The sequence below is a fragment of the Enterobacter sp. PTB genome (genome assembly GCF_051130085.1).
Classification (GTDB): domain Bacteria; phylum Pseudomonadota; class Gammaproteobacteria; order Enterobacterales; family Enterobacteriaceae; genus Enterobacter; species Enterobacter ludwigii.
Window position 1 is genome coordinate 20,572 of the sequence record NZ_JBDKEE010000022.1, and the last position, 25,949, is coordinate 46,520.

Sequence of the window (25,949 nt, forward strand, 5' to 3'; positions counted from 1 at the left end):
TATTATATTTGGTAATAGTATTTATTACGCATTATATAAAGGTTGATCACCAGCACGATATAAGAATGAAGACCAGTTAGCAGGAACATTAAGTGAAGCAATGCCACTACGTGAAGTTGTACACATCACATAGATATAGTTCCAATTTCCACGACCAACAGGCGGTACATATATAGAATTTAATCTGAACGATGTAGAACTACCGCCGTTACCAGCATCATAATAGAACAAGTTAGTTAAACCAATTCCATCACCACCCATACGAATATAGAAGTATTGACGTTCATATGAGGTCAAGCTAATTGATAAATCACTATCAAAGTAACGTGGGAAATCTTCACCACGAATACGCAACGCTACATAGTGTTGGTTAGCTACTGGATCTAATGCGGCCTGACCACCTGAAACAGTACGTGAACCAAAGATAAACGGTACAGGGTTGATACCCGTCGATTGTGGACGGCAAATATCCCCTACGATACGTGCGGCACTCAAAGTACCAAGAATGTTACAGTTTTCATTGATAGTAACGTTATTGAGCACCCCACTATTTGCAAAAATCGTACCGCGAATAGTAGCGTTTCCAAAGTTGGCTGTACCGTTCTTGTTAATCATCCAACCATTCGTACCATCCCAATTACTGGATTGTATCTGCTGACTTATCTTCGCTGAGTCAATTTCACCATTCATGATATGTGCATTACGAATAGCGGCATTGGCAATCTTAGTATTATCAATAGCTGCGTTTTGAATCTTTGCGGTAGTCACTGCTAAGTTGTTAATTTGGGCTGTATTGATACTCGCATCGGCTATTACTGCTGAGTTAAGAAAAACTTTCCCATTTTGAACAACAAGTGGATAAACCCTGTCTGATAGTTTGGCACTATCCGTACTGATAACACTAAAGCGATCCGCCATAACGGTAAACACTGATGTTTTTTCATCTGCGGCTAAAGCAATGCCCGTTACGTTACCGTTGTTCGATACCTGTAGCTGCCAGCGTGAACCAAGTTCATCTACGATCTGTTTCTCAACAATGCCAGTAGCCGTATCACTGTTAAGTAGCCCATCAATTACATCATCATTGAGCTTGCTGTATGGAACCTTCGTATTCTGGTTGAAACCGATAGTTGGCGACCATACAAGTTCATCGGCCCCAAATATATCTTGAGCGGCAATACGTGCAAAAAATGAACCATCTTCAATACCAAACGATGCTGAATAGCGGTTAGTACTGCTAAAGTACTTCGAGCCTGAACTAAACCCTTCATCAAGTGCGATTTGTAGAACGATTCCCGCATAATCCGGTACGTTTGATTCAGTCCAGTCGATGAACACAGAATCATAACCACTCTTCAAATTGATACCTAACAATTGTGGGTGTTGTGGGTTACTAACTTCAATCTGAACTTCTTCACTATAGATACCAGTACCCCAACCATGAGCGATGATCCCAAACACACGGTAACGGCTAAGGCCATCACTGGTATTCATTGAATATGAGTACGTCCAGTTGCTTGTAGTGGTGTAGTACGATGTGATGTAGTTCCTGTATCGGTCATACACACGAATTTCATAGTGTTTGAAGAAATCAGCAAATGTTTTACCATTTACGGCTAAGTTATTCTGATCATCCCAACGTAAAATAAAATCTTGAGCATAAGTCTGGTTTAAGCCTACATCATCATTCACCATATCAAGATTAGTAATCTTCGGTAATGCGAATATAACTTGTGGTGTTTGATTATATATAGCTACTAATTCCGATGAATAACCTAATGTGTTATACGCCTCAATAGCAAAATCGTACTGTACACCATATAACAGATTTAATATCTCAAAACTCGTAGAGTACTGCCCTACGTTACCAATGCTGATCCAAACACTGGAATCACTGCGTTTATAACGAATCTTATAACCACGTACAGTTGTATCCTGTGATAAATCCCATGTTAATAGAACGGTGTTACCTGATGCCGTTGCCCCTAAACGTTGAGCCTGTAGGTTACTTGGCGGTTCTACGTATGTTGGGTTAGGTAGATTAGTCAAACCTTCCTGTGGGAATTGTCCCGGATCTTTTCCTTGATATATACCATCATCATATGAAATCGCGGTGATCTGGATAATGCCTGCTTTATCTACGGTCATTGGTACAGTACGTTGAATACATCTGTACTTGTTATTACTAAATCCAGCTTCTTTAAAATCAATAGTAAACACATCATATACTTTCATATCTGTTACATAGGTATTGAAAGTAATTATGTTCGTAATGTACTTAGATTTTAGTAATTCAATGTTACTAAGAATAGCAAGCTGATTTTTATCCTGTACCCAAAGATAGTTTAAATCCTTCTTGATAATATAACCATCTTTAGCAATGGATGCGTTACTAATGGCATCACTTGGATAACGGATAATATCTTGTGAATAGTCATTGCCTGGGTTGGTATAGGTACTGTCCATTGTATTAAAATAATCAGATTTTGAACCCGTTGTGATATTCACACTGCCAATAATATTTGTTTCATCAAAATGAATACTCGGAATATCTGGAGCATCAACGGTCAGAAAGTACTTACCGTTTGATTCATAAAGTACACCACCAAATGTTTGTAGAATATTTTCAATATTTTCCTTAAAGGATTTATCATATTGAATATTACCATTGGAATAGAAATGATTCTGAGCACAATAGTTTGCCATATTACGGAAACTGGTAATATCAATATCATTAGGATCAAGGCCGAATCCAAACTCTGTATTAGTGATAAAGTCATATAGTTGGCTTGGAGGGTTTGAACTTGGTTTACGTACATTATCAGTTAAGTCATAGATCATACGTCCACGCATTTCTACCGATAACGTATAGTTCTGGTTCGTTAGAATCCCATCAATTAATGAATCGTTGGTTTTCTTGATTACGGTACAGATCTGTACAAGACCATCACCACGCATGTTGTCAGTCCATTGACTACCGCCATATTGACGGGCAAGCGTCATAGAACCACCGTAGGACGGCTTACCGAAACGTACCTCAATCTGTAAGTATTTGCGGTACTTCTCAATCATCATTGAGGTAGGTACTTTTCCTTCTGTGGTGATGTAAGCACCATCCATGAGTACCGGAGCGTTATCAAAATAGATTTGCTTGATTACGCCTTGTGATTGTTCCCCTGGTACTTGCCCGATTTCACCGATACTGATCGCGTGAACCGTACATAACTGGTTTGAAGTACCTTTATAGACGTTCTGCCATACGACGATAGAGCCTAACTTGTTATAGGCTACCTCTGTTGCGTTGCGGTTAGAACCACCGTATGAAATCGGTATGCCAGTACTTGGTGATGTTGATCGGGCATTGTTACTACCCGTACTCGGATACGTTACCCCCATTTGGCCTACATTCATCATCTGTGATGAACTAATGTAAGATAGTGCTGCTGTACCAATACCTATAGCTACTACTGCTGCTAAAGCTAACCCTGCTGCGTATGCGGCTGCGGCTGCTGATGCCCCTGCGATAATAGCTACGGCAACTGCTGCTATTGCCATAGTTATTCCCCTTTAAATCTGTATATTTTGTCTTTTTCATTTGGGATATATTGAGAAACGATATAGTTAGATTTGTCTTCTGATAAAATTACAACTTTCCCACGCCAATAAACGGTACTGTGACCTGATGAAATGATGATATCCCCATCAAGTGGTTCACTTACTAATTGGCCTTTGTCTTTACACAATAGATGTAGAGTAGAATAACTACAGTTTGCTTTTGCGTATTTTATACCTGCTGTTGGTGTTGTGTATTCCTGATAGATTTCATCACGGTAATTACTGCCAGTGATCATATCAATTACTGTTAGCACCATGATATGACAATCATTAGTACCGTACACTAAAGGTTCACCAACTAAACCACTTAGGTACTCTGTTATAAATCCGTTTTTCATTATTTCTTACTACTCTTCCAGAATTGCTCTGAACTATTTAGTATTCCGATTAGGTCAAAGAACTTATCACCAGTGTGTAATGATTGGTGTACTGATGTACTGGATAGTAGGCGTTGTGTTTGGTCTAACTTCTTCCACAATGAATTTAGATTTACTGTTGTTTCATTTGTTATATTACCTGCTGTGTTGTTAAAGTCAGAACTAAAGTAATCAATGTAACCACTAAACATACGATAGGCATATAGAATACTCCCTGTAGCTGGGTTAACAATTCCCATCCAGATATTAACTTTGGCATCATTCCACAATCCACGTAACGCCATCGATAGATAATCCTGGCTTACATTACTTACTTTCAAAGAAGTACCGTTATTGTTGATTTGGTTCTTTTCTACATAGTTAGCAAATGATGAATCAAGGAAATCAGGTACAGACTTATAGTTAATTCCATTATAGTTCTGATCGGCAATGGCATCAGTTAGATATATGTTACTTCCCGTAGGTGGAAGTACATCTATTAGCTTTACCATAACACCACATTGATATAGTTCTTTTTCTGTTAGTACGGTTTTTTTATCGCCTCGTGTAAGATTCCAGTACGCGACGAGATCCGCATTAGTTAGTACATTACTTGGAATTGACATAAATTAACCCCTGATGTTTTCGGTTGCATTTATTGTCACTTCCATAATATTTGTACTTGGCATCTGATATGCTGCGTTCTGTGGTGTAAGAATAAATGAACCTTGAATATTTTCATATTTCATTACTTCCCCAAGTTGGATGTTTTTGATTAATCCAGGGAAGATAGCAATCACGTTGCCAGTGTTGGCTATGATTCGGTATAGTTTCTTGTGTCCGTTGAATTGAACTAACGTACCAACTTCAAGTGTATTAGCATTAACGGCAATGGATGTTGTCCCCGCCGCCCTTGCTGCTGTTACCTGTACTTGTGATGTTTGAGTACCGTTGTATGTACTCCACCATCCAAGAGGCATAGAGAACGGTTTGCCCTGACCATATAAAGCGTAGAAGTTAGCGAGTTCAGCACGGTTCATCTTGTTCAAGGTAACTTTGAAGCTAAGGGTAAAGTACTGCGAACCAACAACACGTGTAATAGTTTCACCTGTCCATGTCTGGTTTTGGTATTGCGGTATATTATCCGTCAACATGAACTCACTAATAAGTGTGTTATTTAACATATTATTATTCCTTTAATAGTTAGCCCACAATCCATGTGGGCTATATGATATTTATACGTTATTCTTCTGAGATTTACGTGTTGCCTGAACGATAGTATCAGCGTGTTTATCACACATCTTTTGGAAATCAGAATCAGAAATTTGACCATTACTATTAATAATTAACGGTGCATCAATCTTAATATCACCTGATTTACTACCTTCCTGATTACTCAAGTATTTTGTTAAATCCTGGTTTAGTGATTTACCTACTACACGTTCCCCTTTTTCAAGATTGTATGTACCAGTACTTGGTAGTGAATCCCAACCATCATGGGCTTGCCCCTGGATGGCTGTACCTTTGATAGTACGGACAATGGAAGCACCCTGAGCTGCTACTTGTAGACCTGCTGCAATCCCCATAGGCCAACCAAGTTTGATAGCTTCGGATATACCCTGCTGGATGTTGATCACTGCCTGAGCAATGGCAATACCTTTACTTACGGCAAATGCTGCCTTAGCCGCTGCTGATGATTCACCGAATACACCAGCCATGATATCCGCTACGTTACCTGCTCCCGTTTGCCACATCCCTAAAGTATTGGTTAGTGCGTCTGCGGTTAATCGGCCACGTTTCATATCGGCGTTGGCCTGAATCGCTGTTAGCTGATCCTGGTACTCATGGAAACCAAGTACTTTGGCATCATATAGAGCCTTAGCCCCATCTTTGTTCTCTTGTTCTTCGGTGTTGATGTTCTGGTTCTGTACCGGATCTGTCGAAAAGTCTAATGGGTTCTTGTACCCTAAGCCCTGACTAACCGTGTCATTCATCCAGGTATTACCCGCTGCCGCTGCTCGTGCCTTAGCATCTGCTGTTGCATTAGGATCATTAGCAATGGCTGCAATGTTCTGTGCCTGTTTGAGTCTGTTAGTTTCAGAAAGCATCTGATCAACCATGTCTTTGTACTTGGTTTTACGGCTTTCATATTGCTTGGATAACATATCTGTAATTTCAGATTCAGTACTTCCCGCTAATTTACCTGCTTCACGTATACGCTTTTCAATCTGATCTTGTTCATAGTTAAAACGAGTAATACGTATTTGGGCTTCATTAGTACCGATTTGTGATAGCGTCTGTTCTAATAGTGCCTTTGCTCTTTTAGTTTGTTCATTAAGTTTGTCTTGTGCGGCTTGTGCTTTTTTGGCTGCTGCTTCATCTTTCTTAGCTTTATCTTCACGTGCTTTATCTTCATCGGCTGTTAGGCTTTTTACTAACTTCTCACGGTTAGCTTTATACCCTTCATCAAGTTTAGCGAGATCGGCATTCATTGCCGCTTGATCACCCTTATAAGCACGTACTAAAGAATCTTTAATAGTCGCTCGTAATTGTGCATGAGTTGCATCAACGGTATCAATCTGTGCCTGTGTTTTTTGTTTTGCTGAAAGATAAGGTTTTATAGCAGTATCAATAACACTTCTATCTGAGCCTTTATTATATTCTTCTTTCTGTTTATCAAGTAGGTTATGTGCCGCATCAAGGTTTGCTAATAAGTTTGCAAAGGTTTTATTATTTTCCTCCTGATGCTTTTGCTGATCTGCTACTATCTGATTACCATAAATTGAAGAATTTTTTAGTATCTTCTGTTGAAACTGCTGTTGGTATTGTTGAGTAGCCTGAATACCATCTTTACTAACTGCTGCTGCCGCTGCATTAACAGGTTTACTATTAATAATTTTCGTCATTAAGTCGAGAATTTCAGCAAGGTTCTGTGCGATAGGTGCAAGCGTTGAGTTCTTCCAGGTATCCCATGCTTTGGATAAGTTATTAGTTGCCGCCCTGTATTCTTCAAATTGTCGTGATTGTTCTGCGGTTAGTTGAATAGATTCATTAGCAAGACTGTTTTGGTACTCTTGTTCACTATTGAACTCTCGGTATATAGTCATGCGTTTTGACGCGTCATTTGCAACTGTTTCCATCATGTTTACTATCTGGGATTGACTGAATCCCATTTGTTTAGCCTGATAGTAAATCTTAGCAATAATATCTTCACCGTTTTCTGCTGCTTTCTGTAACTCGAACATATTCAACTTCAATGGTTGAATTACGTCAGTTAACATAGAACCAGCATTATTAGTTATGGCATCGCCCAACTTATCCTTACTATCCTTAATTTGGTTAGCGACGTTATCCATAGTAAGACCAACGGCGGCGAACATATTAGTGGCTTGTTGAATCTGTAATATCCCCGACTGTGATAGTGAAGCTGCCTGAAAGACTTCAAACGCCTTTTCTGATTGTTCCTGTACTTTTGCCATAGTTGCAGCAATGGCGATACCTGCGACCCCTACAGCACCAGCGAAACCAGACATAGCTTTAGAGGTAGTAGAAAGGCCAGTATTGATACCACCAAATACTCCACCTGCCTGATCACCAAAGTTACCTATATCATTGGCTGCATTTTTTAGTGATTTTTGTAATCCTGATTCATCACCAGTGATTTCAAAGATCATTGATTGTCTATTGTTATTTGCCATTAGGCTTTACTCCCATCCAATTTAGCATGTTTGCTTTTTGTTGTTCTGCGATCTTCTTCTCCCTCTCTGCATGTTGTTCAGCTAAGGTTTTATTTGAAATAATATTCAGCGAGTCGAGTTCATAGATATTAAATTTAGGTATATCTTCTTTCTTGATGTTGCCAGTACTTAACCAAATTGCCTGTAGTAGTTCGGTATGCCTGATTTGCTCTATCTGTGAGGATTCAGGATCAACGATTTCTTTAAAAACTAATAGGTAGTAGAAAAGCAAAACGGGCATAGTGCAGAGTTCATCCACACTACACCCGTGTTTATACAATAAAGATAGTGATAGTTTGAGAATCGGATCGCGTCTTACTTTCCCTCTACATCCTCAACATTAAAGGATTTAGCGAAAACGTTTCCAATTTCAGCATTCAATTTTAGTTGTACAGTAAGATCTACTTTTGCTTCAACTTGTTCAGGTGAATCAAAAATCTGTTTACCGTCCTCATCAACTACACAATAGAAAATTGCCTTATATGGATCGGCACATTCTGTATGTTGGGTAATGGAAGGTAGTTTGATATACACTGTACATTCTGGTGTTAGTTCTACTTGTGTTAGTTTCACACCAATAGTATTCATTAGATTAGAAAAATCCATTTTGTTTTATCCTTTTAGTTGGTTTGTAGTATTTAGTAATTAAGCACCAGTTACTTCACCAACTGCGATTGGAGCACCAGTTACAGATACAACGAAATCACGAGTAACTACACCATCAAAATCACCGTTCACTACATCTGAACTCACGTAACCATTTACAATACTGTAATATGCAGGACCGTCTTGGTCTGCGATGTTTTGGAAATAGGTTACTTTAACTTGCATTAATTTTTGTGAAGCTGCTGCTGATGCAAGTAGTTCCTGACCTGTTGAACCTGGTTTCCAGTTAACAGTCAGTGTTAAATCTGGAACACTACGAGAACCAAGTAATTTCTTAGCGTACTGTTGACCGAAAGTGTTTACGCTAACAACATTAGATTCTGCACCTGCTGCTGCGGGGAACGCACCAACTTCTTCAACAACGGTAAAAGTAGTTGCCTGACCGCCATTAGCTGGAGCTTCTGCGATTTCAACTTTGACATTATTACCAATGAAAATAGAGTTAAAAGCCATTTTATTATTCCTTTAAATTTAGGGATAGCGATCCTTGCTTTCCCTTTCATATATTATTTATGTATGTAGGTTGTAGTACTTCATATATAAAGCTAAACCTCTTAGTAATTCACCAGTATAGAAACCAAAGTACATTGAATTGTTTTGGCTTGTTGTTGGTGTGCCACTTCTAATGGCTGGCGACCATGCTCCATTCATCACATGATTAGCACTAATTACATCGTAGTTTTGTTGTATCTCTGCAAAGAGTAAATCAAGTAATTCATGATCTGGATAACCTGCAATTGCCATCATCGAAGCACCTGCAAGCCACAAACCAGACATATGACCTGTAAAGCCATCATAGATAACTTCACCATTATCTTTAAATCGTGTTGGTGCGTGGCCATCGTTATTTTTCATGAACCACTTTAGGTAATTCATCCAGTTCTTACAGTACGTAATAATGTTCTGTGGGATTGTGTAATCACCACGTTGATAGAGTTCATGTACTACATCACAACCTGCAAAGAACGCACGAGGTTCATAACCTGACCACGCTTCAGCGTGCCAATGTTGCATGATGAATACGTCTGGTTGTTCACCATCACGTAAGTAAGCTAATGCGTCCTGACGGTTCCACACAAACGCCTGTGCACATGGGCCTGGTACAGTCGGATGAAACTTGTTCGTAAACCAGTTCTGAGCATCACACAGGAACCTCATACTGTTATTTAGTCTGGTTTCATCAATTGCAGTACCCTGAAAGCACCAGATAGCCGGTAGTTGATACCCTGGGTATGGAAGCCCATGCCAGCCAGAATATAACTGAGCATATGGATCGGTGATGTTGCTGAACGGAATCAAGCCTGGTGTGTATGAGAGACTATCAAGCATGTACTGCTTGATCACACAATCACCTAAGCGGGCTGTATACCCGTTTCCGGTACTGTCATTGAACGTAAGACTTAGCAGTACTGAATAGTCACCCGTACCGCCATCATCATAGAGTGCTGGTAGGTCATTAATGCAGTACCAGTCAATACGACCGCTAACACCATCAACCGGATCAGTATCAAGTAGTAACGTAAACTCTTTACGTGCGGTAAGGGTTGGTTGTCCAGGCTGTTCATCACCTTCTTGATGATCAGGTTGATATGAGCTTAATTTAAAATCTAAGACTGAAAATGTTTGTGTTACCCATGTACCATTACTTGCAGGTAACATAGCCCACCAACGCCAACCAAGATCATCAATAATACGGATGTTAAAATCATCAGCATAAGTACGGTATGTGAAAGAAACTAAATCCTGTTCTTCTTTATTGAAAATCCAAAAACCTACTGTAGAACTACCATCACTATCCATAGTACTTGTTATGACGTTATCATAGTACTTACCTGCAATGCCGCTTTGATATTCAAGTTTAGTTACGGTGTTATCACCATAATCAGAAATCATACGCATATCTGCGGTTAAGTACTGTCCACCATCTGGTTTAGCAATTCGTGTAAAGTGGTTCATTGGTATACTCATTGCCTGAATACTGCCATCTGTTTTAGTGATTGGTAGACCGCAACGATATTTAATTGCCCCTTCTTCTGTTTTTGTTTTATTCACAGTTAATGCAACTGCAAGATTTAATGCAGTACCAGACGTATCAACACCACCATATTCAACATAAAAATTACTACTATTATTAAATTTGAACCAGATTGATTGTTGTTCAAGTGTTGTTTGTGCAGATGCACTTTGATTAATTACAATATAACCATCAGCATCACGCGAGTAAGTAGCGGCCTGATTACTTGGATAGAAATAATCGTATGAGATACCGTCGGTGAATGGGGTAGTAGCTGCGGTAGATTTACGAAAAAATTTATCAAATTTATCTATATCAGAGTACCCAATACAAGTAATCAATGAGTTTTGCCAGGCTAACCAGTAAGTACGCTCATTTGTGATATCCCATAGTAGTTTTGCCGCCTGACAGAACCACAATTCAGCATCTGATGCATTATCAGCGAAATCAAAGGAACCATAGTTATCAATCGGTACGTGTACTGGCCTGTTATGCCAACGTTCATTACGCCCCATCAGATAACCGCCGTGTTCTACAGGGTTACGTGTTGCATAGTTGAAGCGGTAACTACCGTTGATGGAAGTATCCTTGAGCTGCACTGTACCAATCTGACTTGTTAGCCCTTCTTCCAGTACATCACCATTGCTATCTACCTTGCGGCCTGTTCGGTCAACGATCCAATCAACATCGTATGTTGGTGCTTTGGTTTTCCAGTCAACCGAACCTTCTGAATCCCACGCATATACAGTAGCGTTTACCTGATTCCAGCCTAAAGAAGCACGTTCAGGAAAAGCGAACCATACAGCATCGAGGTACTCACCATAGTTTGGTGCACCGTGCGGTATCTGTGTCTGTCCGTTTGTCCATGTAAACAGTACTCCCTTGAAGCCTCCATGAGTTGGGTACTCTGGATCTAATGGATAGTGTGCCAGTACCGGAGCTTTGCCGTTACATATCCAGTTACAGCGTAATGAACCATTAGGTGGATCTGGAAACGCTACCCCTCTGTAGAACGCATTGTGATACCCGTTAAAGTAGTTCTTTGCCAGTTCCAGATAGTGGGGTTCTTTGGTTGCCTGATATGCGTATATTGCACCTAAAATTGCTAATGACTGCCCTTCTGTTGTTGCGTCACCATCAGGTTGTGCTTCCCATCCAGTTTCCGCTATAAAGTGCCTGTTATTTGCAAGTACTTTATCTGGATTAAAAACAAAATGTTCAGTTTTGTTATCGTTAGTTAAACCTGTATTTCGTTCTAAAAATTTCAGATGTCCTTCTAACATTTGAAGGGCATTATTTATGTTACCTTTTCTAATCATTAATGAAGATCCGCCATTAGTAAGGAGCCGTACCAGGTACTACCCCCATCTATTGACGTAAATTGAAAAACATCAACTGAATCTTTAGTGAAGGTTAATACTGGAGTACGCCCGTATGACCATTTAACATTCGAAGGCCATTCTATTTTATTAGCACCTGTGCCTTGCGTCAGATATACCGTGATAGCTTGACTGTTCTTAGTACTACCGCTTGCATTGATAATACTTAATTGAGTACTTGCAGATGTAAGTATTGCTGCAAATACTCTTTTCCCATCAGACATATCAAGACGAAGTGTGTCTGTTACGGTATTTAGTACTAACAAATCTTGAGTGATAGTAACCTTAGTATCAATGTTTGCCTGTAGTGCTGCATTCTTTACATCAATCTGTGCTTTCGAATAAGCACCAACATCATTATAGTTTAGTGATACATTAGAACTTAATGGATAACCGTTAACAGTAGTAATACGTAGTGCAAAGAGATCATTTGCCTGAGTACGTGAATATACGTCACTAATATCTGCGGCTAACAATTGAATGTTTGTACCAGATAATGGCTTGTTATTGATTAAGAACGTCTTTGGAACGAAAGTACTATTACTATAACTTAGGCTTGCCATATCCGTTAACTGTGCTGCCGTTAGAGTAATATTACCTGTTAATGCTAATCCATTTACTGTAGTAGTTTTTGCTACAAAGTTTGTATTAACCTGAGTCTGTGAATATATATCTAAAATATCGGCTGCTACCAGGTTCAACACTGTACCTGATAGTGCGTGTCCGTTTAACTGAAAGACTTTAGGAACATAGCTGTTATCGGTTTGCGTTTTTGAGTAAACATCAGATATATCCGCTGCTACAAGAGTGATGTTTCCGCTTAATGGCTTGCCATTGATGGTACGGGTAATCGGTACGTAGTTATTGAGATCTGTAGCCGCTGCTGCACCAAGTTCTGACAAAGTAGGCTTATCGGCAGTGGTATAGACCTTGTACCATGCACCAGTACTTGCTGATGAGAAGTTACGGAAATTCAGTACCGGCGTACCGGATTTGTTCATTACCAGTTGAGTACCGTTCGAACCGTCAAGGTTAGTGATACCCAACATATCTACGCCTGATGGTGAGTTCACCGCTGGGATCTTAACGAATGAGTTACCGTCACGACCTTGATAGCTTGGGAACTCTACCCCGTTAGAACCAACGCCCCAATCACCACGGTTAAGCGGTACTACAGACTCATCAAGGATACCTGCTGCAACCTGTGATTCTGGTGTGAATACATACGAGCGAGTAACAACGGTATCCATATCTGATGAGTCAGATACTTTGGATAGATAGCCGTTGTACATCACATAGTTTACTGATGTATCGTTAGTACCTTCATCAAGCATTTCAACCTTAACCTGCACTAACTGCTGAGAATCAACAACAGAATCAAGTACGGCGTTTTCACCAGGAACATAGTTAACTTCAATAGTCATATCACCATATGAACTATCACCCGCTACTTTAGAGGTGTAAGTACTATCATATGTTTCTACAGTTGAAATAGTTGTTGATTCACTAAAACTTGGAAATCCCGAAAGGTTTTCTACTTGAACAAAAGTACGGGCATTTGGATCAACATTAATTGTATCGGTGTTAATCCATACCGTAGTTAAATTCCCTAAAAATGTTTGAGCCATTATTATTCCCCATAGCTAAAAGATAGAGTTTGCGTGTGTACATAAGCGGTTTCCGTTGCTTCGGCTTGAGAAGTCATTAGGCTATCTTCAATACGCACATTGAATAATGGCATTGGAAGCTGCTGGTTTAGGTCATTAAAGAAACCAGGCGTATAAACTGCTTCAAGGATTTTTTCAATTTCATCGGATGCTTCTTTATATGATTGTCCGACAGACACAAACTCAACACGAAATTCACATAAATTTCTAATAGTTGATGGCATAACCTGATTGTTAATGACTGTGTTTGCTTTAGATACTTGAGTACGTTGTACAGAAGAATCACCAATATAAACTACAGTAATATCATCTACTGATGCTTTTGATGGAAAGTGTAAATTAGTAACTGGAGAGAGTTTATTAATTAAGTACTTTCTGATTTTATAGTCTGCCGTAAACATATTATATTTCCTCTTCTAAATCGACTTTGCGAATATAGTGATAATTAGAGATACCGCTTGTATCATCATCTATCCTATTTACTACGTATTCGATGCTATCGATTTTGAAGGTGCTATTTAGTTTGATACCTGACTTAGCACTAAAATATGTCACGGTAGTTTGACTATCATCAAAAAAAAGCTCGTCTTGTTCGAAAATAGCGGTAATCGTTATTGATACACCATCTTGAACAATGACGAGCTTTTCACCAAAAGCATTAAGTAGTGACTCTGATTGTGAGTTACTAAAAAATGCTCTCATTTTATTTCACCATTAAGCGGATTTGATTTTTAGGTTTACAAAACCTTCTTCATGAGCAATAGCGGTTGCTAAGTACTGGAAGCTGCGGAAAACAGTAATTTGTGCTGCACGGTGAGTAGTTGTATCTACGTCAATTTCCTGACCTTCTGACCAATTCGCAATAATTAGATTACGGAAGTCACCGATGATCACAGAATCGACATCTACAAAAGTACTTTCAACAACACGAACTTCATCGTTTAGCCACATATCGAAACGATGACCTTCAACCATAGTCACGGCTGAGGTGTTATTTAATACGGCGGTTTGACGTAGCTTAGCTAAAGTACTTGGATGCATTACCGCTACGCAAGAACGAACGTCAACGTTAGCAGTACCAAGAGCTTCAATAGCTTTCTGTACATCAGCTTCAGTCATTTTACCGATCGCTGCGGTCGTAACTACTGGAATCGTTGACTGTAGTGAATCAAAGATCTTGGATTCAAGGCCATTAGCCGCATAGCGGATTAGAGCATCCTGAACAAAGGTTGCTGCGGTATCAGAACTTAGCATGAGCTGCTTAGTTACAGGTACTGCACCAGCAAACATCTTTGGTGATAGCTTGATAGAATCGAAATTCGCGATTGTATCTTCAACTGCATCACCTTCTTCATAGAATTTGAAGTTACCTGGTGCCGCTGGAGTTAGACCAGTAAGGCGAGGAATACTAAGAACTCCACGGTAAGCAAGACCAGAATAGATAGTTGGATTTAGGCTTCCAAGAATGGACTGAGCCAATAGAGCGGTTAGATAAGAATCCGCATATACGGTTTTTACTGTTCCTGCTGCTGTCTGAGTATCGGTAGCAAGAGCACGGGAAAAATCCATTTTGAAACCGCGTTGGCCTTTTTCGAGTTCAGCTTTTACAGAATCAAAGTTATCATCGTTGATACTACGGATTAGTTCACCAATTACATTTTTATTCATATTATTAACATCCTTGTTAATTAGATTTGTTTCTTTATTTAGGGATCTGGTTTGAACTTCCTGTTTAAACTGTTCAACTGTCACACCTGATTTAATTGCTTCAGAACCATCTACCTTGAAAAGTTCTGCAATAGCGGTTAACTCACGAATTCTAATTTCGTCAGATTCACCTTTATTTAGTGCTGCACGTTCCTGTGCTTCTACTTCAACAATTTCAGTACTGTCCTGTACTTCTACCGTTTCAGATTCTTCTACTGCTTCTGTACTTTCCTGTACTTCAACATGTTCATCAGATTCAGTACTTTCTTTTACTTCTTCTTCGATTTGTTCAACTACATCATCGGTACGTAGTTCTTCTTGTTGGTTTTCAATATCCATTTGTTCACCTTCACTAAGTTGAATTTCATTTGTATTTAGTGAACGTGAAACACCAACATAATCATCTGCGGGAACAGATACGCTACTTACTTCATATGGCGACCAAAGATCTACAATTAGGTTTTCACCTTCGATATGATAAGATTCAATATTGTATCCAACGGAAATTTTGGTACGGATACCTTCTTGAATCATTGTAAAAATAGTTTCTGCTTCTTGAATTGAAGATAGTTTTACAGTCGCACGACATACATTATCGCTGTCCACTCTCGCATCTAATACAATTCCAACATGACGGGTAAAGTCATGTTCAATTAGTAATGGAGCACCATTTAGCATACGAGTTAGGTTAACGGAATCAGGCGTACATTTAAGGATTTCGTTCAGTACACCAATACCTTCACCAAAATCACGTTTAACAGGTGTTTCACTTGCAAAAGCGATCTCAATGGTTCGATTTTCTACATCAATAGCGTTATTAATTTTCTGTAGGTTTAGTTCCCTCGTTAGTTGTTTCTTCATCCTGAATAACTTCCTGTTTATTATTAATTGTTTTAGCTTCCTCTAATTCAATTTCCTTCTGTACTTGATATGGGTCATAACCAAATTCAGAAACAACCATAGAACGACTCTTGATCTTGTTATCAATCATTAGTACTTGGGTTTGTACGTCTTTGAGAGGATCAAGGGATTCCACAAATTCACTAATATATTTAGCATTTACTAATTTATCGAAATCACTAAATTTCAGATTTAAACTCTGATTACGTAACATTTCTGCTTTAAGCCAGCGTGCGTATATTGGTTTTAATACAAACGTGGTTAATGCATTAGTACGTGTCTTGAAAGTCTGACGTTGTAGGCGGTCTGTTAGTTTTGCTGCTGAGAATGAAGCATTTGCGGTAGAACCGCTTAATGATTGCTCTGTGATACCAAGAGACATAGCAATTTGTTGCATCTGAGTATCTACAAACTCTGTGATTCCATCAGTAGCCCCGTTTGGGTTAACACTCGTTACGTTTTGTCCTGGTTGAAGTTCTACTAAAGCACCGCTTTGTAAGCTGTCATTTTCGTAGTAATCAGGTTCGTACCCTTTCATAAAATCAATATCTTCATCACTACCTGCTGAGTTAGTAATGAAAGCCATTGCAGAGGCTGATAGTTTCTTAGATATGATTGCTGCCTTAATAAAGGATTCAAGATCTTTTAATAAAGTAGTACCTGCAATGATATCCGGTATGCCACGCTCTTGATTAGGGTAGTCCTGGATCATTAGATGAAGCATGTTTGATGCAGGAATTACTTCATACTCACCTGTTTGATACGTATATGTAGAAGGATTCAAACGAGTTACATAGTACTCAATTACTTTCCCATATCGATCAAAATGAATACCATTAGATACATATGAACCATCATCAAAAATTCGGTTTCCAGTAGTAGGTATTCGCATAGTGTCGATAAGTTCAAACTTCACAGTACCGTTTACATCATGACAAATAATGAATGCTTCACCATCAATACTACGAGTACGTTCCACTAAACGCTGAAAAGCTGCTAAATCCATCTTACCATTCATACTAAATGCTTCTGGATTATCTGCGTATTTGTAGAATAGCTGTTCAAGTTCTTCGTTAATAACTAAGTTTTCTTCATTATCATCATGAAGATTAACATCAGGACGGATATACAGACCTGATGCACCCGTTACGCCATCACTGTTAACCTGAAAGTACTTTTTAGCAATTCCATTATTCAAACTTAGTTCACGTGATTTAGCGACTAAGGTAGGTAATGTCATATTGATGATACTATTAATATTTCCTGCTGAATTACCTGCTGAAAACCCAAAACTGATGATTGGTGATTGTGAGTTAGTACGAATCTCTTTTAGTTCACGTTTTAATGCATTATCTGTAAGTTGTTTACGTTCAAACTGTGGTTTAGGTACTTGTTCAGGCTCATCAATTTTTTTCTTTTTCCAGAACATTAGTTACCCCTGTTAAAAGTTGTTATTGATTTAATCGGATTACCAGAAGAAAGCCCCCTCATACGTGCTAATTCTTGGTTAGCAAGTTTTGTATAGTGAGTGCGGAGTTTTAGTAATGCGTCCATAGATTCTGTAGTTAGGCTTTTATTGTTGATGCTCTGAGTGATTACACCACCGCCCTGTACTTTAGACTCTATAACAATATTTATTTCATCAATGATAGATAGGTATTGATTGTATTTGTTTGCTGTCGCAGTTGGATCTACTATCTGAAAGGTACGTACAGCAAATGTTTTATCATTGATAATTGCCGTATATGCACCTGATTTCCAGGTTGAAGTATCAATTACAGAATATGGATAGGTATATGAAATTTTGATCCCATCCACATCTACTATATCTACTTTAGAATCTGCGGCAAAACTAAACACAATGCTTTCACCTTTGATAATATCTGAGGTGAAATCAACGCTGCGTGTTGCCATGTTTATTCCTTATTCATTAAACCAATTTCTTCCCCCCATACGCCTTTTACGTTGTTTACGTACTGGAACATGTTCTATAGGTGTATCATTAGTTTGTATTTCTTCACTGTATTTAGTTTTAGCTATATTGGCGTTGTAGTTCCTTAGTTTTTTATAGGCATCAACACCCAATTTATTTAACATATATTCAAAGCTAATTAGGCAATAGTTGAGCGTATCAAGCATTTCGTTACGATCATCTTTTGAACCAGTACGTTTCACCCAAACAAGTTGACCACCTTTCATTACTCGCTTTTCACTGGTGTACTGAAGGAATGCATCATCCGGTAATGAATGGGTAAAATGGATTCTTTTACCTTCATGTGCTTCATCGTTCATAGCTGCGTTAAGTAGCTTCCTGATACGGTTCTTCCCTTCGTTAACGTTAAGTAGCATGAACTTATAACCACCCGATGTACTTTCTTTGTATAGAGGAATAGTTGTACGTCCATCACCCTTGATAGGTTTGTATATCTCGTTACCTGTTTTATTACAGAATCGGTAGATGGTATTGGTTGCAGCACCATTAGAACTATCTACCCATACCTGAAGTACTCGTAGAGGTGTTCCGTTTTTCGTCTTTAGCTTTGTATTATTTATAAAACTTTGTAATTCTGCATATGCTGGCGAATCATATTTATTACAATCGACTGCATAGAAGCTACGATGATCAAGTACATAATAATTCTTTTCTGATATGCCGACTAAAGTACATTCAAGGCGGTCTAATTGTTGGTCAACCGCATATGCTAAACCTACACAATCATTAGGTATGTTATGTATATCAATATCAAAATCGCGTAGCTGTTCCAGTAGAGTTAAATCATGTTCTACGTTTTCTTTATCAATGTAGGGTTCGCCTAATGCGTTGTTCACAAAACGCATATGGTCAAAGTTCTTAAACGCTTCTGCAAAATCCTGTACCAACTTGCGGATCGACGAAACCGGAGAGTACAAACGTGAGATGTGGTAGCCCCTCACATCCTTAATTTCTGGATGTGTAGCGATCCAACGTCCTTGTGATACTGCTCTTACACGTTCGGCTTCTGTGTACTGGTGTTTACAGTGCGGGCATTCAAGATAGGCAGTATCGGCATCAGGGATAGAACGGCGGCCACCATCTATTACCTTCCACTCGAATTTAACGTTTTTCCATATCAGGCGTTGTTCATCACCACATTCAGGGCAAGGTACGTGAAAGTACCTCTGATCGCTCATAGCAAATTCCTGGCATATGGGATCATCAGGTACTAACGGCGTAGAGCACATCATGATTAATGAGTCACGGAAAGACTCACAACGCTGTGATACAAGGGCTATGGGGTTCCCTTCATCACCCTCGGTATCTACCCCTGAAATCTCATCACAGAAAACACGCTTAGCCGTGAGGCCACGTAGGGTGCTTGGGCTTGAGAGACTAACGAAATAGTTGAAAGTACCAACGGTAGTTTCCTGCGTGGTTGCGTCGTTAGTTTTGGTCTTGTCTGATTTACTCGTGATTAGCTTTGCAAGTGATGGTGTTAGCTGGATAGTTGGATCGTACTTACCATTCTTATACTTCTTCACTGTATTTGCTGTTGTACCAGCAATTACCATGTTTGATGGATCATGTTGAAGAAAGTACAGGGATGCACCAGTAACTATTGTTGTTTTTAGTAACTGTGCCGAACTCATTAGTACTACCTTGCGTACCCCTGGTTCTATAATTGAATCTAACGGTTGTTTCTGAAATTCGTACAAACGCATTGGTGAGCCTTGTAACTCACCATCGCAGAATTTAAGATTCTTCTCTACCCATTCACTCGGTCTGATCTTCTCTGGCGGTAGTATGTTTTTCACCGCCTGATTCAATATCGTTATTAATTTCCTCTGATTCTGAAAATCCATTTTCATATTCATCTTCCTCGTACTCATAATTTCCAATATCTCTGAGTACTTCATCAATTTTATCTTTTAGCGTTTCCCTCAATTGATTTGCATCTTCACTTGCAAAGAGTTCTACATAAGTTGTGTTTGGAATACTACGCAACATGTTCTTCAGTTGTAGTAAGTAACTTGAAAGTGAGTCGGTTACATAATCCACTTCTACTAAGTTCTTTCTTTTTAGATCAGCTTCCATTTCTTCAATGTCTGCTTTAGCTTTTGCTAATCGTAATTGTTCACGCTGAGTTTCTTCTTTTAAATCTGTTTGTCCTCTCAATGGTGTTAGTACATTATCTTGTACCCATTGATAGATCTCATCGTCTGTTCCATCTATATCTAAACCTTTTGCTTTCCAATCACGGCTAACTGTAGCAGGATCGTATCCGTAGATTTTTGCTAATTGTAAGTACGTCATATTTCCTCGTATTGTGAATGAATTAGGTTCAAAACATCATATATTCTATTCAAAGGGTGCGGCGAAACTACGCGAACGCTTGCTTCAATGAGAAGAACCTATGTTGATTTGGGATGAATCTGATGGTAATGTTTGTTTACTATTCAATTGAGAGTTGCATCATGGTAGATAAAACTTTTGTTTGCTTAAGTAAGTCCAAGAAAAATAAAGATTTTTGCGTCGCAGGTAAAATCATTCATCAACATGATCAAGGTATTGACGTTGGCGAATGGATTAGACCTGTTAACCAGTCTGGTGCTATAACTCGCTATGATAGTATTTATGGTAACAGCACAGATTCTCAGTCACTTGATATAATCACAGCAATATTTATCAAACCTACTCCAGAAAAATTTCAAACAGAAAACTACCTGATAGATGAAACCCAGTACTGGAAAAAAGAAGGAGTTTATAGTTCGCATCCTGACTCTCTAAGACTTCTTTGTGATTATCCAGAAACTCTGTGGATAAACAATCATCAGACAAGTAGCGGTAAGTTTGATCAAGTACACCCAGATGAAGTAGAAGATCTTAACGATAGCCTTTATTTTATAGAGGCCGGGCTGATTACTTTTATAACGTCTCGTTGGGAAGACCAAAAGGTAAAAGTGCGAGCCGAGTTTACTTATAACGAAGTAACATACAACCTCAAGGTAACTGATCACAAATGGCTAAATTATTTTGAGAGTAAAGAGGTAGGCCGCTACACGAAGCCTGATTGTTTTATAACTGTAAGCCTTGCATTAGAAGCATTTGAAAATTTAGCAGGGAAATTTCATTACAAATTAATAGCTGAGATAATTTAATGAAAGTATTTTCAATTGGCTTTACTGAAAAAACTGCTGAGAATTTTTTTACCTTGATTAAGTCTCAGCCAATCAAAACTCTGGTTGATGTCCGTCTAAATAATGTATCTCAGCTTGCTGGTTTTGCTAAAAAGAAAGACTTGGAATTTTTCCTTCGCGAACTTTGTGGGGTAGGCTACGCCCATGTTCCAGACCTGGCACCAACCAAAGAGATGCTCGATCCTTATAAGAAAGGAAAAGTCTCTTGGGAGATTTACGAAGATAACTTTCTGAATCTTATGGCAAAAAGGAATATTGAGCGTATAGATAAGAGCTTAATCTCTGACGGTTGCTTGTTATGTAGTGAGCACAAGCCCCATCACTGTCATCGCCGTCTTGTGATAGAATATCTGAACAAGCATTGGGATACAGATTTTGAGGTTAAGCATTTAATATGATGAAAGTACTAATTATGTATCATCCTGATTTTGCTTCAAAGGGTAAGTTTGAGCGAAAGCTTACCCGTATCTTCTCCGAATCGAGTGAATACAAAATCTTCTATTTTGAGGATCACCAGGATTTGATACATAACTATTTTTCCTCTGATTTAATTTTTAAACTTAATCATGATACTCTTGCTGACCCATTTAAAATAGGATTGACGCACGCTATTATTTTTGATTCAGCATTGAAACCAGATTTCACAACTGTTTATGAAACGTTATCATCACAAATTCCTGTAAGGTATATAAAGGATAAAATTACGTTTGTATCCAATAAAGACAGGGGCGAACACTTCGATGTATATTGCGGTCGCGGTACTTTATGGGGTAATCCCTATGCGATTGGAGCCGATGGTGATCGTGATGAAGTTATAAGAAAGTTTAAGTACGACTTTGATAGAAATTTCTTAAAAGGCGGGGAAGATTTCAAAGAAAAGCTTAAAGCACATAGAGGGAAAATCCTTGGCTGCCATTGCAAACCTTATCCGTGCCACGGAGATGTTCTTGCCAGATTTTTAAATGAATTAGATGATGGTGAGTAAAGCCGCTGTAATGCGGCTTAGATTTATAAAAGAGATGTCACCTTAGAGAAGTTCACTGAACGATAAAGATATCCTTGCACCGCTGATACTCCCGCATCACGTAGTACTGGTAGTTCTTGCCGCTGCTCTACTCCCTCAACGATCACATACGGGCAGTACTTCATGATGTTCTTTATCAGTACGTTGAATGTAGGTTTCTGTACTTCTTGATTGTAGAACGCCCTATCAAGTTTGACCGCCTCATAACAACCAGTAGAAAGTGCTGCGGTATTCGCACGGCCTGAGCCAAGATCATCAATGAACAGGCGATAGCCAACGTTTAACAGTGTTTTAAGTACTGGATGATTGATACCGAGTTCAAGCCCTTCAAAGTTCTCTGATATCTCAAGCCTGATGAAATCCATTTTATCCAATAGCTGAATAATCTCCCTGTCAAACACACATAGCCGTGCCTGTATGGTATCAACGTTAACGGTACAGAAAAGCCGGTGCTCTCTGAACCATGACGCATGAACTTCTACAGTCTCTAATTGTTGTTTCAGTAGTTCCTTCTTCCCTTCGACCGACATAGCCATGATGAAGTACTTACTGTTCAGTACTGGAAGATCTTCACGATGGAAGCGGGTTAACAGTTCACACCCTACGAGCTGGCCTGATGTTGTCATGATTGGTTCTGCTATGAAGGTTTTGGTGATCATCCCTGCTTATCTCTAATAATGGTAGATGATCAATTATTGATCATTTTTAGATATCAATAATAGAGCTACCCTACCAAATAACATTACTTAAGCTATTGAAAATGATCATTTTTATGTGATTTTTAGCGTTTCGTATTGATTAACATCAAACCACTGTATAAATTTACAGTATCATAATCTCATCGAAGGGCAGGAAAATGGGTAATAAGAATTCGTTTGATTCAAGCGTTCGAAAAGGTGTTCAGGTGTATTGGCAGTGTGGACAACGGATAGTGGTTGTTCATCCTGGAGGGTACTTAGAACGTATTGAAGATGGGCAATGTGTCTTGTTCGAGACAACACCTCATGAGGATGGTACTCGTTTGTACTGGTTCGGTGTGACTTCAAGTAACGCATACTACTTTATGCTTGAGGTAGCTCAGCCAGTGGATATCTTTGCTGTTAGTAGTTGGTTCTACGCACAACAAGCTATGTTAGAGGTACATGATAAGGATGATGCTTTCTGTGATATGCAGGGTGAGCTGCCGTTTTGATCATGATCTCTTGATATTTTCAGTTGGCTATCACTATACTCAGCGAACATTAAATATTCCTCTTATAAAGAGTGTGAACAAGTACAATGAAAAAAACAAAAATTAATATTGATAAAATGATTTACTTAGATCAGCGGATCGTTGTTAATGAGTTCCAGCAGAAAACCTCTATAATTAAACGTGACAAAGATTATACATTATGGGTAGATATCAATAATATCAAACCTGTAGATTTATATTGCTACTTGCAAGCTCGTTTTGGGAAACCTAACGGAATGCAATCTTTGTTCCGAAAATATGATTCATCAAATCTCATTCATTGGGATTATACATTTGATTATGAAGGTTATCGTATAACGATTATGTGTATGACCTATCGTATAGAGATACACAAATCAATAGATTTTCAAGATCAGAAATTTGCAAAAGATGAATTCATCAAAGATTTAAAAGATGATTTTAAGAATTACGGCAAACAAATTTCCACATTTAGAACAAAAGTAGAAACGTGGCATCTATTTATAAATCCTTTCAAAAGAATTAAAACCGCAATTGATTCAAACTTTGTAGAGTTAGATAATCTGAAAATTGATGAAATAAAGCACCCTGACTTTAAAAAATTTAACAATAGAACTAAGAAAGAAATGTCCATTGTAGGAGAGAAATTTTCAAAAGCAAATACTTTAGGAATCAACATTTCCTTAACACTACCTATTTATGCAGAGTCTTTCATTAATTTTTTAATTTTCACCCTCGCAAAAGTTAATGCATATGAAAATAAAGAAGATTATGAATCTTTTATACGAAGCCCAATCCACGAACGCGTGAAAAACTTACATCTTAAATGTAAAGGTTTCCATTGCCCTGTGGATTATAACAATAATGAGGCATGTAAAGAGTTCCAATCGATAATGAATATTAGAAATGAGATGTTACATGGAAATGTAAATCCATACACCAATCATTTTGACACTGTTTATTTTGATGATAGAACCCCGCTCTTTGCAAAATTTACCAATTTAGCTTTTGACTCCTACCTCGCCTCGCAAACAGGAATTGAATACCAAACCTTATTAAAAAGATATGAGAGTGTACAAAACTTCATTTCCTATGTATTGTCATGTTTGGAATTAAATATTACAAAAGAAATTATGGATATGTTGGATGAGCCCTTTCCAGGATGGAATCCAAAAACTAAAAGATTAGGCAAACTTTTCGCGGATAAAGCTATTGATTTTCAAATAGATTTAGGTAAAACAATAAAGTTAATTTATTAATTGTTTTTTGCACGCTACCGATTAAAGTATGTAGGCTAAGCTATTTAATAAGAGTAGAAATTATAACAATCACGCCCACCCACACCTTAAACAAACCTACCCATAGTGGGTGGGCGTGATGTTCAGAGTGTACATGATTGTGGCTGTAATGGTAAAGTACTAACTCAAGATTCACTATCATGTCGGAAACAAGTAAATGGAATATAAAAATCTAAACCAAACAATACTTGCAGTTGTATTGATTCTTTCATTACTTTTGATTTGTGTCATCTTGAAAGCACTTTTTTTTGGAAGTAATAACTTCGAATGGAGTAGTTTTACCGATTGGATCAGTTCTTTATCGACATTGGGTACTTTGGGTGTAGCTTATGCCGCATATAGAAAAGCCCCCGAATGGCTGTCTCAAAAACATTACGATATAGTTTCTAAAGTTATCGAAGAAGCAATATATGAAGACTTACGAAAGTTGTCATCACTGAGCATTCAATATAAAAGCTATATTGTTCATACAAGTAAAACGCTAAAAAACCATTTAAACGATAAAGAAGAACTGCCAAAAGATATAGGCGAAACTTTTGATAAAATTGAAAATTTGCTTATCGAATTTTTCAACTTATCATATTCAATACAAAATAGATTAAAGGCAATCCAGAGGTATAACTATAAAATCACACCTTATACAGTGAATATAATGAACACTATAAAACATATTGCAGATTGTTACAATCGACTACAAACTCAATTTGAACTGGCAGCCTCTGAAGTTCCAATGCTCATGTATGCTGATGAAGAAGCTATACGTTTAACAGCAAAAGAAATTATTGATATACAACTTGAAGCTATCGAATTAAACCATAGCTTACAGGATTTTGTTAAATCAATTTATGATGATAATAAACCAATAACTGAATTTATCGAAGTTATAAAATAATCACCTCGTGCCTCTCAATGGGGCATGTTTTTAATCATCTAAAGTCAAAAGAGGAACAAGTACTTCAACAGCTTTAATTACTTCATCTACATACGGATTGATAAGACTTTCATTAAAGTACTCATCTTTTCGTTCTCGCAGTGTTAAGTACTGGAACGGATCACCTAAATTCCTTACCCTCGAATCGCGGGTTTGTAACTGTATGCCTGATACGCCATTAGTTTCAATCCTTACTTCCTCGGTAATGTAGAGAAAGTAGTACATATCATCCTGGTATGTATTGAATTCCATTCTTATCATTTCATAAAT

25 protein-coding genes are annotated in these 25,949 nt (G+C 38.3%); 6 read left to right on the forward strand and 19 right to left on the reverse strand.

Features of this window, described 5'->3' with window-relative positions; all coding sequences use genetic code 11:
* Positions 1 to 24 precede the first annotated feature (24 nt).
* Genes AAIR21_RS21535 through AAIR21_RS21615 form a run of 17 tightly spaced genes read right to left on the reverse strand, consistent with a single transcriptional unit; the run spans position 25 to position 20,332 of the window.
* A complete protein-coding gene (locus tag AAIR21_RS21535; protein WP_434682294.1) occupies positions 25 to 3,555 on the reverse strand; it encodes a phage tail tip fiber protein in 3,531 nt (1,176 codons plus the stop codon).
* Between the two features lie 2 nt (positions 3,556 to 3,557).
* Positions 3,558 to 3,953, reverse strand: a complete 396-nt coding sequence (locus tag AAIR21_RS21540) for a DUF6950 family protein (RefSeq protein ID WP_423122201.1) — start codon at positions 3,951 to 3,953, stop codon at positions 3,558 to 3,560.
* Entirely contained in the window at positions 3,953 to 4,597 is a 645-nt protein-coding gene (locus AAIR21_RS21545) for a DUF2163 domain-containing protein (RefSeq protein ID WP_434682296.1), read from the reverse strand. Before AAIR21_RS21545 ends, AAIR21_RS21540 begins: the two co-directional genes overlap by 1 nt.
* A gap of 3 nt (positions 4,598 to 4,600) precedes the next feature.
* Positions 4,601 to 5,155 carry a hypothetical protein gene (locus AAIR21_RS21550; RefSeq protein ID WP_434682298.1) on the reverse strand — a complete coding sequence of 185 codons (555 nt, stop codon included), beginning with the start codon at positions 5,153 to 5,155 and terminating at the stop codon, positions 4,601 to 4,603.
* 51 nt (positions 5,156 to 5,206) lie between these two features.
* Positions 5,207 to 7,669, reverse strand: coding sequence for a hypothetical protein (locus tag AAIR21_RS21555; RefSeq protein ID WP_434682300.1), 2,463 nt, complete (start codon positions 7,667 to 7,669; stop codon positions 5,207 to 5,209).
* Positions 7,659 to 7,967, reverse strand: a complete 309-nt coding sequence (locus AAIR21_RS21560; RefSeq protein ID WP_127348488.1) for a hypothetical protein — start codon at positions 7,965 to 7,967, stop codon at positions 7,659 to 7,661. The genes AAIR21_RS21555 and AAIR21_RS21560 overlap by 11 nt, the downstream gene beginning before the upstream one ends.
* Before the next feature lie 56 nt (positions 7,968 to 8,023).
* Positions 8,024 to 8,314 carry a hypothetical protein gene (locus AAIR21_RS21565; protein ID WP_047955451.1) on the reverse strand — a complete coding sequence of 97 codons (291 nt, stop codon included), beginning with the start codon at positions 8,312 to 8,314 and terminating at the stop codon, positions 8,024 to 8,026.
* A 39-nt stretch (positions 8,315 to 8,353) separates the two neighbouring features.
* Positions 8,354 to 8,827 carry a hypothetical protein gene (locus tag AAIR21_RS21570; protein WP_072048467.1) on the reverse strand — a complete coding sequence of 158 codons (474 nt, stop codon included), beginning with the start codon at positions 8,825 to 8,827 and terminating at the stop codon, positions 8,354 to 8,356.
* 57 nt (positions 8,828 to 8,884) lie between these two features.
* Complete coding sequence (locus tag AAIR21_RS21575; RefSeq protein ID WP_434682304.1) at positions 8,885 to 11,707, reverse strand: hypothetical protein; 2,823 nt, start codon at positions 11,705 to 11,707, stop codon at positions 8,885 to 8,887.
* Positions 11,707 to 13,395 (reverse strand): hypothetical protein, encoded by a 1,689-nt coding sequence (locus AAIR21_RS21580; protein WP_434682307.1) that lies wholly within the window; start codon positions 13,393 to 13,395, stop codon positions 11,707 to 11,709. Before AAIR21_RS21580 ends, AAIR21_RS21575 begins: the two co-directional genes overlap by 1 nt.
* A 2-nt stretch (positions 13,396 to 13,397) precedes the next feature.
* The gene (locus tag AAIR21_RS21585) at positions 13,398 to 13,835 is read right to left on the reverse strand and encodes a hypothetical protein (protein ID WP_434682309.1); all 438 of its coding nucleotides are present in this window, start codon (positions 13,833 to 13,835) and stop codon (positions 13,398 to 13,400) included.
* Between the two features lies 1 nt (position 13,836).
* Entirely contained in the window at positions 13,837 to 14,136 is a 300-nt protein-coding gene (locus AAIR21_RS21590; RefSeq protein WP_045143194.1) for a hypothetical protein, read from the reverse strand.
* A 12-nt stretch (positions 14,137 to 14,148) separates the two neighbouring features.
* Positions 14,149 to 16,002, reverse strand: coding sequence for a phage major capsid protein (locus AAIR21_RS21595; RefSeq protein WP_087776432.1), 1,854 nt, complete (start codon positions 16,000 to 16,002; stop codon positions 14,149 to 14,151).
* Positions 15,959 to 17,470, reverse strand: a complete 1,512-nt coding sequence (locus tag AAIR21_RS21600) for a phage portal protein (RefSeq protein WP_434682311.1) — start codon at positions 17,468 to 17,470, stop codon at positions 15,959 to 15,961. Before AAIR21_RS21600 ends, AAIR21_RS21595 begins: the two co-directional genes overlap by 44 nt.
* On the reverse strand, positions 17,470 to 17,955 hold the full coding sequence (locus tag AAIR21_RS21605; RefSeq protein ID WP_220403667.1) for a hypothetical protein: 486 nt from the start codon (positions 17,953 to 17,955) through the stop codon (positions 17,470 to 17,472). The genes AAIR21_RS21600 and AAIR21_RS21605 overlap by 1 nt, the downstream gene beginning before the upstream one ends.
* A gap of 9 nt (positions 17,956 to 17,964) precedes the next feature.
* Positions 17,965 to 19,887, reverse strand: a complete 1,923-nt coding sequence (locus tag AAIR21_RS21610) for a terminase gpA endonuclease subunit (protein WP_434682314.1) — start codon at positions 19,885 to 19,887, stop codon at positions 17,965 to 17,967.
* On the reverse strand, positions 19,793 to 20,332 hold the full coding sequence (locus tag AAIR21_RS21615; protein WP_052952392.1) for a hypothetical protein: 540 nt from the start codon (positions 20,330 to 20,332) through the stop codon (positions 19,793 to 19,795). Before AAIR21_RS21615 ends, AAIR21_RS21610 begins: the two co-directional genes overlap by 95 nt.
* Before the next feature lie 161 nt (positions 20,333 to 20,493).
* Here AAIR21_RS21615 and AAIR21_RS21620 point away from each other — a divergent pair, with 161 nt between their 5' ends.
* The 3 genes from AAIR21_RS21620 to AAIR21_RS21630 are packed head-to-tail and all read left to right on the forward strand — an operon-like array spanning position 20,494 to position 22,201.
* Complete coding sequence (locus tag AAIR21_RS21620) at positions 20,494 to 21,177, forward strand: dual OB domain-containing protein (protein ID WP_202772307.1); 684 nt, start codon at positions 20,494 to 20,496, stop codon at positions 21,175 to 21,177.
* On the forward strand, positions 21,177 to 21,614 hold the full coding sequence (locus AAIR21_RS21625; protein WP_373166122.1) for a DUF488 domain-containing protein: 438 nt from the start codon (positions 21,177 to 21,179) through the stop codon (positions 21,612 to 21,614). Before AAIR21_RS21620 ends, AAIR21_RS21625 begins: the two co-directional genes overlap by 1 nt.
* Positions 21,611 to 22,201, forward strand: coding sequence for a DUF4326 domain-containing protein (locus AAIR21_RS21630; protein ID WP_064186182.1), 591 nt, complete (start codon positions 21,611 to 21,613; stop codon positions 22,199 to 22,201). The genes AAIR21_RS21625 and AAIR21_RS21630 overlap by 4 nt, the downstream gene beginning before the upstream one ends.
* A 23-nt stretch (positions 22,202 to 22,224) precedes the next feature.
* Here AAIR21_RS21630 and AAIR21_RS21635 read toward each other — a convergent pair whose 3' ends face one another.
* Entirely contained in the window at positions 22,225 to 22,899 is a 675-nt protein-coding gene (locus AAIR21_RS21635; RefSeq protein WP_064186181.1) for an EAL domain-containing protein, read from the reverse strand.
* A 197-nt stretch (positions 22,900 to 23,096) separates the two neighbouring features.
* Here AAIR21_RS21635 and AAIR21_RS21640 point away from each other — a divergent pair, with 197 nt between their 5' ends.
* The 3 genes from AAIR21_RS21640 (at position 23,097) to AAIR21_RS21650 (ending at position 25,640) form a co-directional block, all read left to right on the forward strand.
* Complete coding sequence (locus tag AAIR21_RS21640; RefSeq protein ID WP_064186180.1) at positions 23,097 to 23,432, forward strand: hypothetical protein; 336 nt, start codon at positions 23,097 to 23,099, stop codon at positions 23,430 to 23,432.
* 86 nt (positions 23,433 to 23,518) lie between these two features.
* Positions 23,519 to 24,709 (forward strand): hypothetical protein, encoded by a 1,191-nt coding sequence (locus AAIR21_RS21645; protein WP_186727614.1) that lies wholly within the window; start codon positions 23,519 to 23,521, stop codon positions 24,707 to 24,709.
* 196 nt (positions 24,710 to 24,905) lie between these two features.
* Positions 24,906 to 25,640: a hypothetical protein gene (locus tag AAIR21_RS21650; protein WP_434682319.1), complete on the forward strand. Its 735-nt coding sequence runs from the start codon at positions 24,906 to 24,908 to the stop codon at positions 25,638 to 25,640.
* Positions 25,641 to 25,670: 30 nt separating this feature from the next.
* Here the strand turns inward: AAIR21_RS21650 and AAIR21_RS21655 are convergent, their stop codons facing one another.
* Complete coding sequence (locus AAIR21_RS21655) at positions 25,671 to 25,940, reverse strand: hypothetical protein (protein WP_064186177.1); 270 nt, start codon at positions 25,938 to 25,940, stop codon at positions 25,671 to 25,673.
* Positions 25,941 to 25,949: the final 9 nt, after the last annotated feature.

Excerpts from the sequence above, each read along its gene's own strand:
- AAIR21_RS21535 (WP_434682294.1), bottom strand. The coding sequence starts at position 3,555 with ATGGCAATAGCAGCAGTTGCCGTAGCTATTATCGCAGGGGCATCAGCA.
- AAIR21_RS21540 (WP_423122201.1), bottom strand. The coding sequence starts at position 3,953 with ATGAAAAACGGATTTATAACAGAGTACCTAAGTGGTTTAGTTGGTGAA.
- AAIR21_RS21545 (WP_434682296.1), bottom strand. The coding sequence starts at position 4,597 with ATGTCAATTCCAAGTAATGTACTAACTAATGCGGATCTCGTCGCGTAC.
- AAIR21_RS21550 (WP_434682298.1), bottom strand. The coding sequence starts at position 5,155 with ATGTTAAATAACACACTTATTAGTGAGTTCATGTTGACGGATAATATA.
- AAIR21_RS21555 (WP_434682300.1), bottom strand. The coding sequence starts at position 7,669 with ATGGCAAATAACAATAGACAATCAATGATCTTTGAAATCACTGGTGAT.
- AAIR21_RS21565 (WP_047955451.1), bottom strand. The coding sequence starts at position 8,314 with ATGGATTTTTCTAATCTAATGAATACTATTGGTGTGAAACTAACACAA.
- AAIR21_RS21570 (WP_072048467.1), bottom strand. The coding sequence starts at position 8,827 with ATGGCTTTTAACTCTATTTTCATTGGTAATAATGTCAAAGTTGAAATC.
- AAIR21_RS21575 (WP_434682304.1), bottom strand. The coding sequence starts at position 11,707 with ATGATTAGAAAAGGTAACATAAATAATGCCCTTCAAATGTTAGAAGGA.
- AAIR21_RS21580 (WP_434682307.1), bottom strand. The coding sequence starts at position 13,395 with ATGGCTCAAACATTTTTAGGGAATTTAACTACGGTATGGATTAACACC.
- AAIR21_RS21585 (WP_434682309.1), bottom strand. The coding sequence starts at position 13,835 with ATGTTTACGGCAGACTATAAAATCAGAAAGTACTTAATTAATAAACTC.
- AAIR21_RS21590 (WP_045143194.1), bottom strand. The coding sequence starts at position 14,136 with ATGAGAGCATTTTTTAGTAACTCACAATCAGAGTCACTACTTAATGCT.
- AAIR21_RS21595 (WP_087776432.1), bottom strand. The coding sequence starts at position 16,002 with ATGAAGAAACAACTAACGAGGGAACTAAACCTACAGAAAATTAATAAC.
- AAIR21_RS21600 (WP_434682311.1), bottom strand. The coding sequence starts at position 17,470 with ATGTTCTGGAAAAAGAAAAAAATTGATGAGCCTGAACAAGTACCTAAA.
- AAIR21_RS21605 (WP_220403667.1), bottom strand. The coding sequence starts at position 17,955 with ATGGCAACACGCAGCGTTGATTTCACCTCAGATATTATCAAAGGTGAA.
- AAIR21_RS21610 (WP_434682314.1), bottom strand. The coding sequence starts at position 19,887 with ATGAAAATGGATTTTCAGAATCAGAGGAAATTAATAACGATATTGAAT.
- AAIR21_RS21615 (WP_052952392.1), bottom strand. The coding sequence starts at position 20,332 with ATGACGTACTTACAATTAGCAAAAATCTACGGATACGATCCTGCTACA.
- AAIR21_RS21620 (WP_202772307.1), top strand. The coding sequence starts at position 20,494 with ATGGTAGATAAAACTTTTGTTTGCTTAAGTAAGTCCAAGAAAAATAAA.
- AAIR21_RS21625 (WP_373166122.1), top strand. The coding sequence starts at position 21,177 with ATGAAAGTATTTTCAATTGGCTTTACTGAAAAAACTGCTGAGAATTTT.
- AAIR21_RS21630 (WP_064186182.1), top strand. The coding sequence starts at position 21,611 with ATGATGAAAGTACTAATTATGTATCATCCTGATTTTGCTTCAAAGGGT.
- AAIR21_RS21635 (WP_064186181.1), bottom strand. The coding sequence starts at position 22,899 with ATGATCACCAAAACCTTCATAGCAGAACCAATCATGACAACATCAGGC.
- AAIR21_RS21640 (WP_064186180.1), top strand. The coding sequence starts at position 23,097 with ATGGGTAATAAGAATTCGTTTGATTCAAGCGTTCGAAAAGGTGTTCAG.
- AAIR21_RS21645 (WP_186727614.1), top strand. The coding sequence starts at position 23,519 with ATGAAAAAAACAAAAATTAATATTGATAAAATGATTTACTTAGATCAG.
- AAIR21_RS21650 (WP_434682319.1), top strand. The coding sequence starts at position 24,906 with ATGGAATATAAAAATCTAAACCAAACAATACTTGCAGTTGTATTGATT.
- AAIR21_RS21655 (WP_064186177.1), bottom strand. The coding sequence starts at position 25,940 with ATGATAAGAATGGAATTCAATACATACCAGGATGATATGTACTACTTT.